The following is a 14,676-nucleotide window of genomic DNA, read 5'->3' as shown; positions in this document are numbered from 1 at the left end:
CCCCCCGCCCGCTGACGTAACGAGCCAGCGGGCGGTGCCCTGGTTAGCCGAAGACGGTTACCGTCTGCCGACTCAAGGCAACCAGCTCACCCTTGCCGGTCCATAACGCGGCGGCGCAGTGACCGTAGCCATCCTGGGCGTGCTCGATTACGGCGCGGTACCGGCACCATTCGTGAGTATCAAGTATTGGCAGTGGCTGGACGAACTCGATGGTCCAGGTCAGCGAGCTGCCCGGGGCGAAACTGTTCAGATGTGGCAGCACAGCCGGTGGCCACGCGTCGACAAGCGCAAGCAGATGCGAGACGGTTACCGGCTCCCGATCGACCTCGCCCCGCTGGCGAACCCATCCGCCCATTTCTCGTGATGTATTGCCTGAAAAAGGCAGGCCACCGATGCCCCAGCGCATCGCCAGATGGCGGGTGAACTCAGGCGTGGCACCGCTGATGTAGGGCAATTCCTGACAAGCTTCCACTGGCGGCAGCTCTGGCGCCGGCTCAGCCTCCACCCTGACGGCAGAGAGACGCGCAGCGCCGAAGCTGCCTTGCACCAGGGTTACGACTTGGCCGTTCTGCATGGCACGGCCGAGTACCTGACTGACCGCCTTGCCTTCGCGCAGCACCTCAGCCTCGAAGCTGACCGGCACATCAACCGCAAGCGGCCCAACAAAGCTGATGGACAACGACCGCACCGGACGATCACCCGGCACTTTGGCCTGCATGGCCTCGAATACCAGCGCCGCCGCTAGCCCGCCGAAGCCGGCTCGCCCCTGCCCCCAGCTGGACGGCACGACGACATCCTGGGGAGCTTCACGCACGGCTTGTAGTAGTTCGGACAGGGTCATTGCCACCTCGACTCGTTGTTATTGGGGTTTATCTTATCGCTGTGCAGGCGCGCGCTGGCATTGCCGAACATCTGGTGATGTCGTGCCATCGCGAGCAGCTATGGATGCTCGCCGTCGATGTCACCCCGCTGTTTGCTCGCACTGGCACGCCAGGGCAGCTGGCGGCGCAACCTGCCGAGCGCGGCCTTCATCTCAGCCGGGTCGGTTGGTTGGCCCGCATAGCGGGCCCGTTCATACAATCCGGCGAATGCCCGAATCTGGGCGGCAACACTTGGCAGTTGCTCTGCTGCGCGTTGGGCAAAGTCGCGCGGGCCCTCGCCTGCCCGTCGAGTGATGCCATGGCGCACCAGCAACTGCTCGAAACGCTGGAACTGACGCAGCTGTGCATCCGGTTTCCGGCGCCAGGGTTTCAGGAGCGCAAGCGCCAGCAGAACTACCAGCAAACCTCCCGAGGCGACCATCAATAAACCAAGCTTGCGGGCGTCGACCTTGCCGAACAATCCTTGCAACAGCTCCAGTTGCCTCTCGCCTTGGTAGTTGAGAACCCAGCGCTGCCAGCCGTAGTTGAGACTGTCCCAGCCGAACCGCAGGTCGTTCAGCCAGCCAATGTCGCGGTAACGCCGCAGATCCATCATGGCGCCTTCGATCAGGTCCTGCTCAGCGCCAAGCGCTTCCTCTAGCCCGCCTTCGATCCGTTCCGGCGCGACCTGAAATGTCGGATCCACACTGACCCAACCGCTGCCCGCCTCCCAATATTCAACCCAGGCATGGGCATCGAGTTGACGCACCGACAGATAGTTGCCCGAAGGGTTGAGTTCGCCACCCTGATAGCCAGCGACCACCCGCGCGGGGATACCGGCCGCGCGCAGCACGAAAGTCATCGCGCCTGCGTAATGAATGCAAAATCCGTTCAACGTATCGAAGAGAAAATCGTCGACGATGTTTTCGCCCACCGGCGAAGGGCGCAAGGTATAGCTGTACGGCTGCTGGTTGAAATGGCTGAGCAGCGCTTGCACCGTTGCCTTCGGTGTCTGGTGCCGGCGACGCAGTTCAGCCGCCCATGCCCGGCTGCGGGGGTTACCCGACGGCGGCAACTCCAATGCTCGTCCGAGAATCGCAGGTCCGGCACCGGGTTCACGCAGCGCCTCCGGCCAGGATATCGCCCGGTACAGCAGCGGCTTCTCAACCGGCCGTGGGCGCGCCAGGTGGAAGTCGCTCATCAGTCGCACGTCGCCTTCAGTTACCTGCGCCACGTCCAGTGCATACAGCCACGGCCGCCCACTGGGCTGCATGACGATGCTGTATGCAACAGGCGCGCCCCGTGGCGACCATTCCGGGGCGCGGGGAAGCTGCGATGAGAAAGATTGAGACCACCGCCGCCCATCGAAACGCTCGAAGGTGACCGCACGCCAGTACAGCTGGTCCCGCTCGGGGATCTGGCCTTCAAAGCTGGCGCGAAATGCCAGCGCACTCGATCGACTCAGTTCGGCCATATCGCCGGGCGACATGCTGTCTGCCAGACCGGTCACGCCGCGGTCTTTCGGTTGCGGCAACGACCAGAGCGGACCTAAGCGCGGAAACAGCACAAACAGGACCAACATCAATGGGATCGCCTGCAGGAGCAACGAGCCGGCCAGCCTCAGCGTCGGCCAGGGATGCGTACCCGTTGGGCTCTGCTGCAGGCCGATCATCGCCGCCAGCAGTGCGATGATTGGCGCCAGACTGTAAAGCCCGGCGAGCAATCCGTCGTTGAACAGATAACTGGTCACCACGGCAAAGAAGCCAAGAAACACCAGCACCAGAGCATCGCGACGGCTGCGCATTTCCACGAGCTTGAGAATAAATGCGGCGATTAGCAGCACCGCGCCAGCGTCGAGTCCGATCAGCCCGCCGCGTGAGAAATACACGCCCAACGCGGCACCAAGCATCATCAATGCCTTCACCCAGCCCCGCGGGTATCTCGCACGCATGCGGAATATCTGCACCCGCCAGACCGCGCAACCCAGCCAGAGGCCAATGATCCACAACGGCAGATGGGCCAGATGCGGCAAGATCACCAGCACCTGCGCTACCAGCAGCCAGATCAGGCCATTGCGCGGAATGGGCTGCAAACTGCTCATTTCGGCTCCACAGATGGCAGTCCAAACAACGCCAATGCCCGAAGGCTGCGGTTGCGGTGTTCTACGCCAACGCCAGCTTCGATGGTGGTGTCGGCGACATGGAGGGCGAAGGGCTGCTGGCGCGCCGACAGCTCCACTACCCAGTGGCAGAGCAACGACAATCGGGATTCAATGTCGCCGTCGAGTGCAGTGAAATCCAGTAACGGGTCCTCGCCGGACAGCGCAGTGAAATCCTTGACCAGCAAGCCTTGCCCTCGAGAGTAGGCCTTCCAGTTCAAACGTTTTCTCGAGTCGCCCGGTTGCCAGGGGCGCAAGCCTTGGTAATCGTCGATACCGCTGCCCTGGGCCAGCGACCCCTCATCGCGCTCATCGGCGTGCCCGCCGATTTTTGGCGGATCGCCTGCGACTGGGCGTGGATACACCAGTGCGGCCTGCTGCAGGTCTACCCAGCTCCAGGCCACCAGAATGCCCAAGGGAAATCGGCTTTCCACGCGTAACCGTCCTGGTCTCAGCCAGCCACGGTGCTCGGTGGGCAGGCTCAATTCCAGCTCGCAGGTCCCTGCTGCCGGCACGTCGACCAACTGCAAGCCGCTTTTAGGCCAACCCACCGAGACGGCCTGGTACAGGCGACCCCGGCTTTCCAGACGCACCCGCAAGCGGGCCTGCTCGCCGAGGAAAACCGCTTCCGAGCCCCCCGCTTTCAATTCGAGCCCAGCCAGGTTGCGCCAGGTATGCAAAATCGCCACGACGAACACCGAGCCCAACAGGAACGTCAGGGCGTAAGCCAGACTGTTCTCGTAGTTAATCGCGGCAAGCAGCATCAACAGCAGGGCAACCAGGAAACTCATACCGACCGCCGTGGGCATGATGAAGATGCGCCGCTGGTTGAGGCGTATGCTCGGGCCCGGAGGGATGCGTTTCAGCAGCCAGCGTTCTCGTAGCCGTGGTAGCACGCGCATGGCCGCCTCCCGTCAGTCCGGCAAAGCCAGCATTACAGCGCCGGCACTTCGCGCAACAACCATTGCACCAGAGCGCCGCCACCATGCCCGGTCGCATCGGCGCGCTCGCGCAACCGATGGCCGACCACCGAGGGCAACACAGCCTGGACGTCTTCCGGAATTACGTAATCCCGGCCGTCGAGAAAGGCCCATGCGCGCGCTGCTGCCAGCAGCGCCAGGCTCGCTCGAGGTGACAGGCCCCAGGCGAATTGCGGCTGGGTACGCGTGGCTTCAACCAGGCGCAGAACGTAATCGACCAGCGCATCACTGACGCGAACGGCGCTCACCGCCTGCTGGATAGCGGCGAGCTCGGCGCGATCCAGCTGGGGTTGCAATCGGGCAAGCAGGTCACGACGCGAGTCGCCGAGCAGCAGTGCTTTCTCTGCTGCTTTGGCCGGGTAGCCCAGCGAAAGGCGCATGAGAAAGCGATCCAACTGCGATTCAGGCAAGGCAAAAGTGCCGCCGGAGCTGACCGGGTTCTGCGTAGCGACCACGAAGAAGGGCTCCGGCAAAGGCCGCGTCGCGCCCTCGATAGTGACCTGCCCTTCTTCCATGGCCTCAAGCAACGCGCTCTGGCTTTTCGGTGTAGCCCGGTTGATTTCGTCCGCCAGCACCAGTTCGGCGAAGATGGGCCCTGGATGAAACACGAACTGGCCGCTTTCCTTGTCGAATACTGAGGTGCCGAGGACATCGCCCGGCAGCAGGTCGGAGGTGAACTGGATGCGCTGGAAGTCCAGCCCCATCACCCTCGCAAGCGCGTGGCTCAAGGTGGTCTTGCCCATGCCGGGCAGGTCCTCCACCAGCAAATGCCCCTTCGCCAGCAGGCAAGCCATGGCCAATCGCACCTGCGATTGCTTGCCGAGCAGCACGTCATTGACCGCTCGCAGACAGACATCCAATCGGGTGCGCATGCAACTCTCCTTTGTTCGTTCCGTCGATCCTACTGACCCGGCCCAGCACAGGCAAAGCGGTGAAAAATTGATGTTGCGAAGTTGTGATATGGCGCTTGATCCCGACGGATGCTGACGTTGGGCCGCCTCACTGCCTGAACCGGCAGCCATGACCAAGCGGTCGGAAATCCTTGAGCTACTAGGGGCTAGGGTCGCTGCATCTCGAAACGTTCACGCGTATAGCTGTATGCCGCACCGCCAAGTCTGCCGACCAGATCGAGCCGGGCCGAATCGATGCGGCCACGCTCATCGAGAACGCTATCGTTTATGTGCGCCCGCAACACTTCGGCAAAGATGAGCTGGCAATTGGGCGACTCGGTCGGATACGGCAGGATCTGCGCGACACGGCATTCGAAGGCAACGGGTGCGCCGGCGACCCGCGGCACCTTCACCAGGCTGGCCGGTTCGCTGACGATACCGCAGTGCTCGAATTCGCTGATGCCATGGGGCAATGCAGCCGCAGAGGCGTTCATCGCTTCGGCTTGCTCGGCGCTGACGAGCTGCACAACGAGTTCGCCCGTGTCTTGCGCGTTGCGGGCGGTGTCCTTCGGCAGGCCGTCCTTCAGACCGACGTTGATCAGCAACGTTGGCGGGTTACTGCTGATGACCTGGAAGAAGCTGAACGGCGCAAGATTGCTGACGCCCGCTGTCGAGCAAGTCGAGACCCAGGCAATCGGTCGCGGGGTAATGGTGGACGCTAGCCATCGATAGGCCTCGACCGGCGCAAGCGTGGAAAAATCAAGCTGCATGAGAGTCCCTGGTGAGTCGGTTCAGTAATTGCGAGGAACCGATGGATTAGGAAGTGGCAGCCAGGCGACTGCCACAGGATGGCAGCGACATCAGCGGCCGGCGCGCGACTCACGCAGATAGAAACGTGCCTTCTTAGCCTTTTCCACACAGCCTCGGTAGGCCTCGAACTGTTGCTGGGTCTTGGCGCCGGTCAGCAATGCCAGCGCCTTGGAATAGCTCACGGTGCCGGCGAATCCTTCCGCCTCGGCCAGGCTTTGCTCTTCCCAGGCGGCGTTCAGCTGGGAGGCGCAACTGTCGCGATAGGCAGTCTTGGCGGCGCAACCGGACAACGCCAGCGCCATCAGCGATAGACAGATTATGTTCTTCATCGATACGTCCTCGTTTTCGAGACCTGCTCAGTTTTGTTGACCCGCGGCGCGTTCGCGCAGGAACTCGACGACCGCGTCCTGCTGCCCTACGAATTCGATCCTGGCGGCTTTGCTTTCGCGCTGGTAGCCGTACATTGGATCGTAGTACTGCCTCAACAACGTCTCGATCCACCCGCGGTGCAGCTCAACCGAACCGCTACTCGCCTGCTCGGCAAGTGCCTGATCCATGATCGCCGCCAGCCGTGTGTAGCATTCGCCGCCGAGGCGCTTGCTGATATTGACCAGACTTTGCTGCAAACGCTCAGCAAACGCGGTGAAGCCTTCCTCACAGTACTCAGCGGTGAACTCCGCGCAGAGATCGATCACATAATCCTTGAGGATACGATCGACCCGCCCCTCGAAACTGTCTTCGAGCCAGACCAGCGGATAGCGCTGCATACCCTGAAACAAGGGCAGCGGTATCGAGCAGCGTCCGACCAGCCGCGCCTCATCTTCCAGCACGAACTGGCTGGCACCGGCTTTCTGCATCTTCAACAAGCGAATCGCCAGGGCGTTCTCGAAGTCGATCTGCACCGGCTGCGGGGTGGCGCGCTTGCCAAAGCTGGAGCCGCGATGATTGGCAATGCCTTCCAGATCAACACCGTCGTCCAGACGCGCCAGCACCTCGGTTTTGCCGGTCCCGGTCATTCCGCCAACCAGTACGAAATTGTGATGCGCGGCGGCATGCTCAATGGTTTCCAGCAAGAAGTGGCGCATCGCCTTGTAGCCGCCGGTCACGCGAGGATAGTCGATTCCGGCCTCGGTCTTGAGCCACTGCTGGACCAGCTGCGAACGCAGTCCACCGCGGAAACAGTAGATATAGCCCTGAGGATTGTTGCGCGCGAAGTCGGCCCAAGCCTGAATGCGCTCGGCCTTGACCTGACCGCTCACGAGCCGGTGGCCCAGTTCGATCGCCGCTTGCTGGCCCTGCTGTTTGTAGCAGGTGCCGACCTTCTGCCGCTCAAGATCGTTCATCAGCGGCAGGTTGACCACGCCGGGGAACGCGCCCTTGGCAAATTCCACGGGCGCTCGTGCATCCATCATCGGCACATCGTTGAGGAACAGCTCAGCAAAATTATCGGTATCGCCACGCATTAACGTACCTCAACGGCAAAGGCACCGGCTTCGATCAACTCACCGATAGGCTGGAGCACCAGGCCGAGTTCGGCGGCGACTGCAAGAAACTCTGCCTCGCCTTCGGGGGCAACCGCCACCAGCAATCCGCCACTGGTTTGCGGGTCGCACAACAACTGCTTCTGCACCTCGTCGATGGCGGCGATACGGTCGCCATAACTCTCGAAATTGCGTCCGGTACCGCCCGGGACACAGCCTTGTTCGAGGTAATACTCGACACCTTCCAGACGCGGCACACGGGCGTAATCGATGCACGCCGTCACAGCGCTGCCATCGGCCATTTCGACCAGATGCCCAAGCAGCCCGAACCCGGTGACATCCGTCATTGCCCGCACGCAGTCGAGCTTGCCGAAGCGGCTACCGGGCGTGTTGAGCGTGCACATCCAGTCACGTGCCCTGCCGACATCCTCGGGGCGCAACTTGGCCTTTTTCTCCGCGGTAGTGAGAATGCCTATTCCCAAGGGCTTGGTCAGATAGAGCTTGCAGCCGACCGAGGCGGTGTCGTTACGCTTCATCTGGCTCTTATTGACCAGACCGGTCACGGCCAGACCGAATATTGGCTCAGGCGCATCGATCGAATGCCCGCCAGCCAGAGGAATGCCTGCGGCTTCACACACGGCCCGACCGCCTGCGATGACGTCGCGGGCCACTTCCGGCGGCAGCACATTGACGGGCCAGCCCAGGATCGCGATAGCCATCAGCGGGTCACCGCCCATCGCGTAGATATCGCTGATGGCATTGGTTGCGGCGATGCGGCCGAAATCGAAGGGATCATCGACGATCGGCATGAAGAAATCGGTGGTCGATACCACCCCGCGCTCATCGTCGATGCCATAAACCGCAGCATCGTCACGCGAGGCATTTCCGACCCACAAGCGGGGATCGAGGTTCTGCGCGCCGCTGCCGGCGAGGATCACGTCCAGCACCTTGGGCGAAATCTTGCAGCCGCAGCCGGCACCGTGGCTGTATTGGGTGAGGCGGATGGGTTCGCTCATCTGGAAAAGACTCTCGTGATGCTGGCAAAACGGGCGACGATTGTAGCAAGGCTGGTGACCGCGTCGCTGCGTCATCGGCCGATGGGCATGTAATGGAACAAGCCTGCTTTTCGCTTTAGCTTGAAGCTGGCGGCTCGAAGCTTGAAGCTACCACCCAATGCCACACGGAGAATCACATGGGCAACAAGGTCGCACTGGTATTGGGTTCGGGGGGCGCTCGGGGTTATGCGCACATCGGCGTAATCGAGGAGCTCGAGACCCGTGGCTACGAGATCACCTGCGTCGCAGGCTGTTCGATGGGCGCAGTCGTAGGCGGCATTTACGCAGCCGGCAAGCTGGAGGAGTACCGCGAATGGATCGAAAGCCTGGACTACTTCGACATGCTGCGATTGGTCGATCCAAGTTTCAGCCTCGGGGCGATACGCGGCGAGAAGATTTTCGGACGGATCAGAGAGATGCTCGGCTCGATCAACATTGAGGACTTGCCGATTCCCTTCACCGCCGTTGCGGCTGATCTTACGAATCAGCAGGAGATCTGGTTTCAGGAAGGCAATCTGGAATTGGCGATGCGCGCCTCGGCAGCCATCCCGAGCCTGTTCACACCGGTCATGCAAGGCAACCGGATGCTGGTCGATGGCGGGATACTCAACCCTTTACCTATCGTGCCGGTGGTCTCGAGCCACAGCGACATCATCATCGCCGTCAACCTCAACGCCAACAACCATCGGCAATACCCGCTTCCGGAGATTGTCCGGCCGGGACGTTTCGATGCGATGGTCAACTCGATCAGCTCGCACCTGCCGTTCTGGCGCAGCAAGGGGCTTGAGGAGCAAATAGCCGAACTTACCGCCATCGACGGGCCCGGTGCGGGCCAACCCCCGGCCGCGCCTACAGGGCAAAGCGCGCCAAAATCGGCCGAGGGTTCCATGGTGATCGATGTGGGTGGCCCGGCATCATTGCTGGAGCTGATCAACCAGAGCTTTGAAGTGATGCAATCCTCGTTGACGCAATACAAGATCGCCGGCTACCCGCCCAACGTGCTGGTCAACATTCCCAAGCGTGCTTGCCGTTTCTACGAATTCTACAAAGCACCTGAGCTGATCAAGCTGGGGCAGATCATTGCCAGCGACGCGCTCGACAAGTACGAGCACGAGCAGCTCTAGCGACGTGAACGCTGACAACCCGCGGCGACAGCGTTGTCAGCAACTGGCTAGTCGTGGGCCGCTGCATTCTCGCCTTGATCGCCGCGAAGTTTTGCTGGCGCGATGACGCCCGGCACTTCCTTGACCAGCCAGTCTTCCAGCAGGCTGTAAGCAACTGCGAGCAGCGTGGGGCCCAGGAACAATCCCATGAAACCAAACGCCAGCACGCCACCAAACACGCCAAGCAACACGACCACCAACGGCAGGTTGCCACCGCGACTGATCAGATAGGGCTTCAGCACGTTATCCACGCCACTGATGACGAACAAGCCCCAGCCACCCAGAAAGATTGCCATGCCGTACTGCCCCTGCCAGGCAAGCCAGAGCGTGGCGGGCCCCCAGATCAGGGGCGGGATCATCAGGAAGCTGAAAGCGAATGTCAGCAGACCGAGGATCAGCGCACCGGGTACGCCCGCAATGCTGAATCCGACGTACGCCAGAATCGCCTGCGCAGCCGCCGTACCAATCACACCGTTGACGACACGCTGAACCGTACCGGCGACCAATTCCAGGTAGTGATCGGCACGGTCGCCGATCAGCCGATGCAGCAGGCTATGGACGAACGCTGCCAGTTTCGGCCCGTCGCGGTAGAAGAAGAACACCAGCACCAGGCTAAGCGCCAACTCCAGCATACCGCCGCCAACCCGCGCACTGCGCACCAGTAGCCAGTTGCCCACCTGGCCGACATAGGGTCGGATCGTCGCGAAGAAGGCCGTACCTTGCTCGTCGAGAGTGTTCCAGAGACTCAGCAGGCTATCGCCGATCAGGGGCAGTTCAGCGAGCCATGCAGGCGGTGCCGGCAGCCCTTGCACCTGAAGGTTGTGCACCAGCACGTTGACCTCGCGAATCTGGTCGGCAATGTTGAACCCCAGCCAGACCAGCGGGACGGCGACCAGCACCATCCAACCGCCAGTCAACAAGGTAGCGGCAAGGGTGGAATTGCCCTTCATCCAGCGAGTCAGCACGCGCATGATCGGCCAGCTGGCAAAAGCCAGCACCGCTGCCCAGAACAGCGCCGAGGCAAACGGGGCGAGCACCCACACACAGGCACCGAGCAGCACCAGGAGCAGAATCTGCACCAGTAGACGATCATTGTTGAGCATGCTGTTACCTATGGAAGAAGGTGGTGCACTTTAGAGCAAAGCGCACCAGGAGAAGCAGTGGCGATTGCAGTCTGAAACATACGCTCAACGCAACAGCCTGATACGCAGCCCATTCTCGTCGGTGGCCTCGGCCTCCATGCGCCGCGCCTTGATCCGCTCTTGCGTAAGCGCTTCGTACCAAGCCGCAGCGCCCTTGCCTTCCAGCGCGACCCGTATCGTACTGTCGAGCCGTAGCACGTTCGCCAGCAGCGCCCCCCACTCCGCCGTAGGTTCTGGCGGCAAGCGGGGGAGCCAGAGTTCGCCGGAGCTTTTCAACTGGCGCAACAGGGTGCCCGGGTTCGGCAGGATGATACCGAGCGGCTCATCCGGCTCGAACTGCTCCACTTGCAGATAGGGACGGCCGTTGCCGCGGGTAACGCCATACAGCGCCATGAGCCGGTCCGAATCGCCTGGTAGCCGGGCCAGCAGATAGGCCTGCCTCGCCTCCGGGCCGTAAAGAGTCGAGCGGTGAAATACTTCATTGGCCCAGAGGCTGCTCGACCCGCATTCACGCCCTTCACACCAGAAGAGCAGCTCGGCGCCCTCGCGCAACAGGCGGCTGCGCGACCGCTCGAACGCCTCGATGCCCGTATGAACATCTGGCAACCGATAGGTCACCGCGGTCAAATGGCCGCTGGCGGTGACCTGATCGCTCATTCGCAGCCGTCCACTGATGCGCCGAATCGAGTCCAGAGGATAGGTTCGGTCCAGCACGTCCCGCTCTTTGAACGCCACGATTTCGGACTGCGGATACCGCGGCAGGATCTCGAAATCTCTGCTACCTGGCGGGTCGGCTGCATAAGCGGCGCTGACTGCAAAAACCAGCGCTGCTATCGATATAACGCGCATGCGGCACTTCAATGAATCACCACCGACGACGCGGTCAGGCCGTTGGAGAAGGCAATGGTATGGAGGTCAATCATTGAGGGATCTCTGCTGAAGCGATAGCCCAGCGTCACCAGTTGGCAAAAGCAAGTCAAGCGGGGCTTTGCGACAGATTCTTGCGTAACCCAATCCTGGCTCGGCTCAACCTGCGAAGAACGGGTTGAAAACCGCCGCGACCGCTTCTGCCCCAGGTTGATCATCCAAGTGCAGATGGTGGCCGCCGGGCAACCGATGCAGTGCGAACGGCAAGGCCTCGGTCAGTTCGCGCATGGCCGGCTGGGTAAGCAGACCTTGTTCTGCCAGGATCAGGCTCGTCGGGCACGCGACCTTATGCACGAAGGCTAGCGCATGCGCGCGCGTCAGGCGCATTGACGATGGCAGCATCAGGCGCGCGTCGGTGCGCCAGGTATAGCCGCCGGGAACCGGCATCAGCCCTCGCTGTGCAAGCCGTTCAGCCGCCTCGCGGCTAACTGCCCCCACACCTTTCATGCGTGCCGCGACCGCCTGCTCGAAGCTGGCGTAAACCGGCTTTCGCTTGCCATCCACTGCGAGCAGTTTTTGTAGCGATTCGCCGAGCTTCTGCGGCGCAGTTTCGGCTTCGCCGGTAAAGGGAATCACCCCATCGATCAAGGCCAGCCGCTCGACCCGATCGGGCATGGCACCGGCCAGCAACACCGACACGATGGCGCCCATGGAGTGCCCCAAAAGGGAGAATCGCTTCCAGCCAAACTGTTCGGCGGCCTGCAGCACATCGTGGGCATAGTCCCAGATGTTATAGGCAGCACCGAGCGGTCGGTGATCGGAATGACCGTGCCCCGGCAGATCCAGCGCAACAATCCGAACGCCATCGAGCAACGGCGCCAAACGAGAAAAGGTGGCGGCATTGTCCAACCAGCCGTGCAGTGCAATGACGGGCTGGCCGTCTTCTGGACCGTACAGGTGGGCTGCCACCTCGATATGAGGCAGGCTCAGACGGATCTCTTCGAACGTGACACTCATGCAGCGCCTCTTCTATCCAGTTCGCTCCAGCGACCAAACAATTGCCTGAGTAGAACCGCAGTATCATCAGGTCGCTCGAGCGGAAACATATGCCCGCCAGCCAAGGTGTGCGCCTCGCCGTGAGCAACCAACCGTAGCAGGTAAAGGTGATGAGGCAGCACCACTCGACTCGCTCGTCCCCGCACCACAGCCAGCGGCATCTTCAGTGCATGGGGCCAGCCGGGCGTCACATGCGGCACGCTGCGATAGATCCGAATCTCCGTTTCCGGATCGAAGCGCAAGCGGACGCCTTGCTCGGTCGGCTCCAGCCCATGCTCGACATAGGCGTCCAGGCAAGCAGGATCGAAAGCACGAAACAGTTTTTTGCTAGCAAAATAACGCCGCGCTTCATCGACGCAGCCGAACTGCTCGCGACGGCCCAAAGTGCGACCCGCAGGCGTCAGGCGATCAATAAAACCAAAACGTTTGCCCGCCCAGATCAACGTCTGATCGAGCCAGGTCGGCATTGGCGAGTCGAGCATGACCACGCCACGGTAGAGTTCCGGCCGCTGCAAGGCGGCGTGATAGTGCAGCATTCCGCCAAGCGAATGCCCGACGCCCCAAACTGGCTCCTGCAACACGACAAGCTGCTCAATGAGCTCGCGCACCAGGTTCTGCCAGTTGTCATCCACTGGAAAGCGCGGGTCGTGACCGTGCTGATCGAGATAGGTAATCGCGTACTCAGGCGTCAGGTTTTCAAACAGCTTGTGATAAGTCGCGGACGGAAAACCGTTGGCGTGGGCGAAGAAAATGCGTTGCGTCATGAGTTCTATGCGGTTGAATGGGAACGACCGCCATTGTCTGGCGCCCCCTCCCTTAACAGCAATCGGCCGAAGCGGCAGAAGCAAAGGCAGTCCGGCCAAACAGGGCGTCTACGACGCCTCTGCACGCTGCGGGCTGTTTTCGCCAAGAGGAACGATCGCAACAGTCAAACGCGAAATGCAGCTCAGCTTGCCGTCATCCCCATGCAGCCGGATGTCCCAGACGTGGCTGGAGCGTCCAAGATGGACCGGACGACAGACGGCCGTGACGCGACCGCTGCGCACCGCGCGGATATGGTTGGCGTTTACTTCCAGGCCGACACAATAGAATCGATTTGGGTTGATGCACAGGTAGCTGGCCATTGAGCCAACCGTCTCGGCAAGCACTACCGACGCGCCGCCATGCAGCAGACCATAAGGCTGGTGCGTGCGGGAATCCACGACCATGCTGGCTGTGAGGCTGTCCTCTTCAACCGCTTCGAAGCGAATATCGAGCAGCTCGACAATGGTGTTCTGCCGGTTGGCGTTGAGTTGCTCAAGGCTCGGTGGACGTTGCCAAATGCTCACGTATGTTGCGCTCCTGTTGTTGTTTTGTTCGGTGGCAGGTCACCTGCGATAGCAGGCGCAGCCTCGGTAGTTGAGGTGTTGCCATCAGACCGGGTGCCGCAGCCCAACCAGACGCATCAATCCCGCCGCAACATACTCCCCTTCCAACTCGGCCAAGCTGGCGGTGGCCATCGGAATGGGCGCGTCACGGTGACCACTGATCAGCCAGCCACCGAGCACACCGACAAAAGGCTGATGAGTGACGAGCAGCACATGCTGTTCGCTGCGACGGTCGAGATAGAGCAGCGCATCGGCCGGATCAGATTCCGGCGTGAGCCAGGGCACGGTTTCCACCGGATTGGCAAAACCGAGCGCCTGCCGAACGATTTCAGCGGTCTGTTGCGCTCGCTGATAGGGGCTAGCAAGAATGGCTTGCAAAGGCTGCCCTTGCAGATGCGCGGCGGCGCCCTCCACTTCGATTCGACCAGCAGCCGTGAGATTACGCTCGGCATCGGTCCGGTTCCGGGGCTCGGCTTCACCGTGGCGCAGTAGCCACAACATCATGGCTGGGGCTCCTGTTCCGACGGGGCCGGCTGCACCGGAGGCGCCGCTTCTCTGTCGGCTGGCCGTGGCTTGGGCCAGTCGGACATTGGCCAGGGCTTGCGGTCGGTATTGAAAGTGCCGAAACGGCCAATCTGCGCCACGTACTGGCTGAGGCTGTCACCCAGTTCCAGCAAGCTGTCATTCGCCTTGCCGTTCACGGCTTGCAGCACCAGCTGCGCCACAACAACAACCAGCAGTACCACTTCGGCCAGTTGCCAGACAAAAAAGAAGATCAGCATCCAGAGTGCGCGCAGAATCAGCGACTCGCGTTCTGCGCTGCGTTGTGATGTGTTCATTGATAGCT

16 protein-coding genes are annotated in these 14,676 nt (G+C 61.6%); 1 reads left to right on the top strand and 15 read right to left on the bottom strand.

Annotated elements, in window-relative coordinates; all coding sequences use genetic code 11:
- Positions 1-43 precede the first annotated feature (43 nt).
- From PSTU_RS0102395 to selD, 8 genes are all read right to left on the bottom strand, one after another.
- Entirely contained in the window at positions 44-841 is a 798-nt protein-coding gene (locus PSTU_RS0102395; protein WP_019339444.1) for an acyl-CoA thioesterase, read from the bottom strand.
- A 98-nt stretch (positions 842-939) separates the two neighbouring features.
- Complete coding sequence (locus PSTU_RS0102390) at positions 940-2,961, bottom strand: DUF3488 and DUF4129 domain-containing transglutaminase family protein (RefSeq protein ID WP_019339443.1); 2,022 nt, start codon at positions 2,959-2,961, stop codon at positions 940-942.
- Entirely contained in the window at positions 2,958-3,920 is a 963-nt protein-coding gene (locus PSTU_RS0102385; RefSeq protein WP_019339442.1) for a DUF58 domain-containing protein, read from the bottom strand. The genes PSTU_RS0102390 and PSTU_RS0102385 overlap by 4 nt, the downstream gene beginning before the upstream one ends.
- Before the next feature lie 32 nt (positions 3,921-3,952).
- Positions 3,953-4,870 carry an AAA family ATPase gene (locus tag PSTU_RS0102380; RefSeq protein WP_019339441.1) on the bottom strand — a complete coding sequence of 306 codons (918 nt, stop codon included), beginning with the start codon at positions 4,868-4,870 and terminating at the stop codon, positions 3,953-3,955.
- Positions 4,871-5,055: 185 nt separating this feature from the next.
- Positions 5,056-5,658, bottom strand: a complete 603-nt coding sequence (locus PSTU_RS0102375; RefSeq protein ID WP_019339440.1) for a flavin reductase family protein — start codon at positions 5,656-5,658, stop codon at positions 5,056-5,058.
- 90 nt (positions 5,659-5,748) lie between these two features.
- Complete coding sequence (locus tag PSTU_RS0102370) at positions 5,749-6,027, bottom strand: hypothetical protein (protein ID WP_019339439.1); 279 nt, start codon at positions 6,025-6,027, stop codon at positions 5,749-5,751.
- A gap of 27 nt (positions 6,028-6,054) precedes the next feature.
- On the bottom strand, positions 6,055-7,161 hold the full coding sequence (gene mnmH, locus PSTU_RS0102365) for a tRNA 2-selenouridine(34) synthase MnmH (RefSeq protein ID WP_019339438.1): 1,107 nt from the start codon (positions 7,159-7,161) through the stop codon (positions 6,055-6,057).
- A complete protein-coding gene (selD, locus tag PSTU_RS0102360) occupies positions 7,161-8,195 on the bottom strand; it encodes a selenide, water dikinase SelD (protein ID WP_019339437.1) in 1,035 nt (344 codons plus the stop codon). The genes mnmH and selD overlap by 1 nt, the downstream gene beginning before the upstream one ends.
- A 176-nt stretch (positions 8,196-8,371) precedes the next feature.
- Here selD and PSTU_RS0102355 point away from each other — a divergent pair, with 176 nt between their 5' ends.
- On the top strand, positions 8,372-9,358 hold the full coding sequence (locus PSTU_RS0102355; RefSeq protein ID WP_019339436.1) for a patatin-like phospholipase family protein: 987 nt from the start codon (positions 8,372-8,374) through the stop codon (positions 9,356-9,358).
- A 47-nt stretch (positions 9,359-9,405) separates the two neighbouring features.
- On the opposite strand, the gene PSTU_RS0102350 is transcribed toward PSTU_RS0102355, so the two are convergent.
- The 7 genes from PSTU_RS0102350 to PSTU_RS0102320 form a co-directional block, all read right to left on the bottom strand.
- On the bottom strand, positions 9,406-10,500 hold the full coding sequence (locus PSTU_RS0102350) for an AI-2E family transporter (RefSeq protein ID WP_019339435.1): 1,095 nt from the start codon (positions 10,498-10,500) through the stop codon (positions 9,406-9,408).
- Between the two features lie 84 nt (positions 10,501-10,584).
- A complete protein-coding gene (locus tag PSTU_RS0102345; RefSeq protein ID WP_019339434.1) occupies positions 10,585-11,388 on the bottom strand; it encodes a DUF4892 domain-containing protein in 804 nt (267 codons plus the stop codon).
- 177 nt (positions 11,389-11,565) lie between these two features.
- Entirely contained in the window at positions 11,566-12,423 is an 858-nt protein-coding gene (locus PSTU_RS0102340) for an alpha/beta fold hydrolase (protein WP_019339433.1), read from the bottom strand.
- Positions 12,420-13,226: an alpha/beta fold hydrolase gene (locus PSTU_RS0102335; RefSeq protein ID WP_019339432.1), complete on the bottom strand. Its 807-nt coding sequence runs from the start codon at positions 13,224-13,226 to the stop codon at positions 12,420-12,422. Before PSTU_RS0102335 ends, PSTU_RS0102340 begins: the two co-directional genes overlap by 4 nt.
- Positions 13,227-13,334: 108 nt before the next feature.
- Positions 13,335-13,790, bottom strand: a complete 456-nt coding sequence (locus PSTU_RS0102330) for a hotdog fold thioesterase (protein ID WP_019339431.1) — start codon at positions 13,788-13,790, stop codon at positions 13,335-13,337.
- 84 nt (positions 13,791-13,874) lie between these two features.
- A complete protein-coding gene (sixA, locus tag PSTU_RS0102325; protein ID WP_019339430.1) occupies positions 13,875-14,333 on the bottom strand; it encodes a phosphohistidine phosphatase SixA in 459 nt (152 codons plus the stop codon).
- On the bottom strand, positions 14,330-14,668 hold the full coding sequence (locus tag PSTU_RS0102320; protein WP_019339429.1) for a DUF4389 domain-containing protein: 339 nt from the start codon (positions 14,666-14,668) through the stop codon (positions 14,330-14,332). Before PSTU_RS0102320 ends, sixA begins: the two co-directional genes overlap by 4 nt.
- Positions 14,669-14,676 lie beyond the last annotated feature (8 nt).

Source organism: Stutzerimonas stutzeri SDM-LAC, assembly GCF_000235745.1.
GTDB lineage: Bacteria > Pseudomonadota > Gammaproteobacteria > Pseudomonadales > Pseudomonadaceae > Stutzerimonas > Stutzerimonas stutzeri_H.
This window is presented reverse-complemented; position numbering and strand designations above follow the sequence as displayed.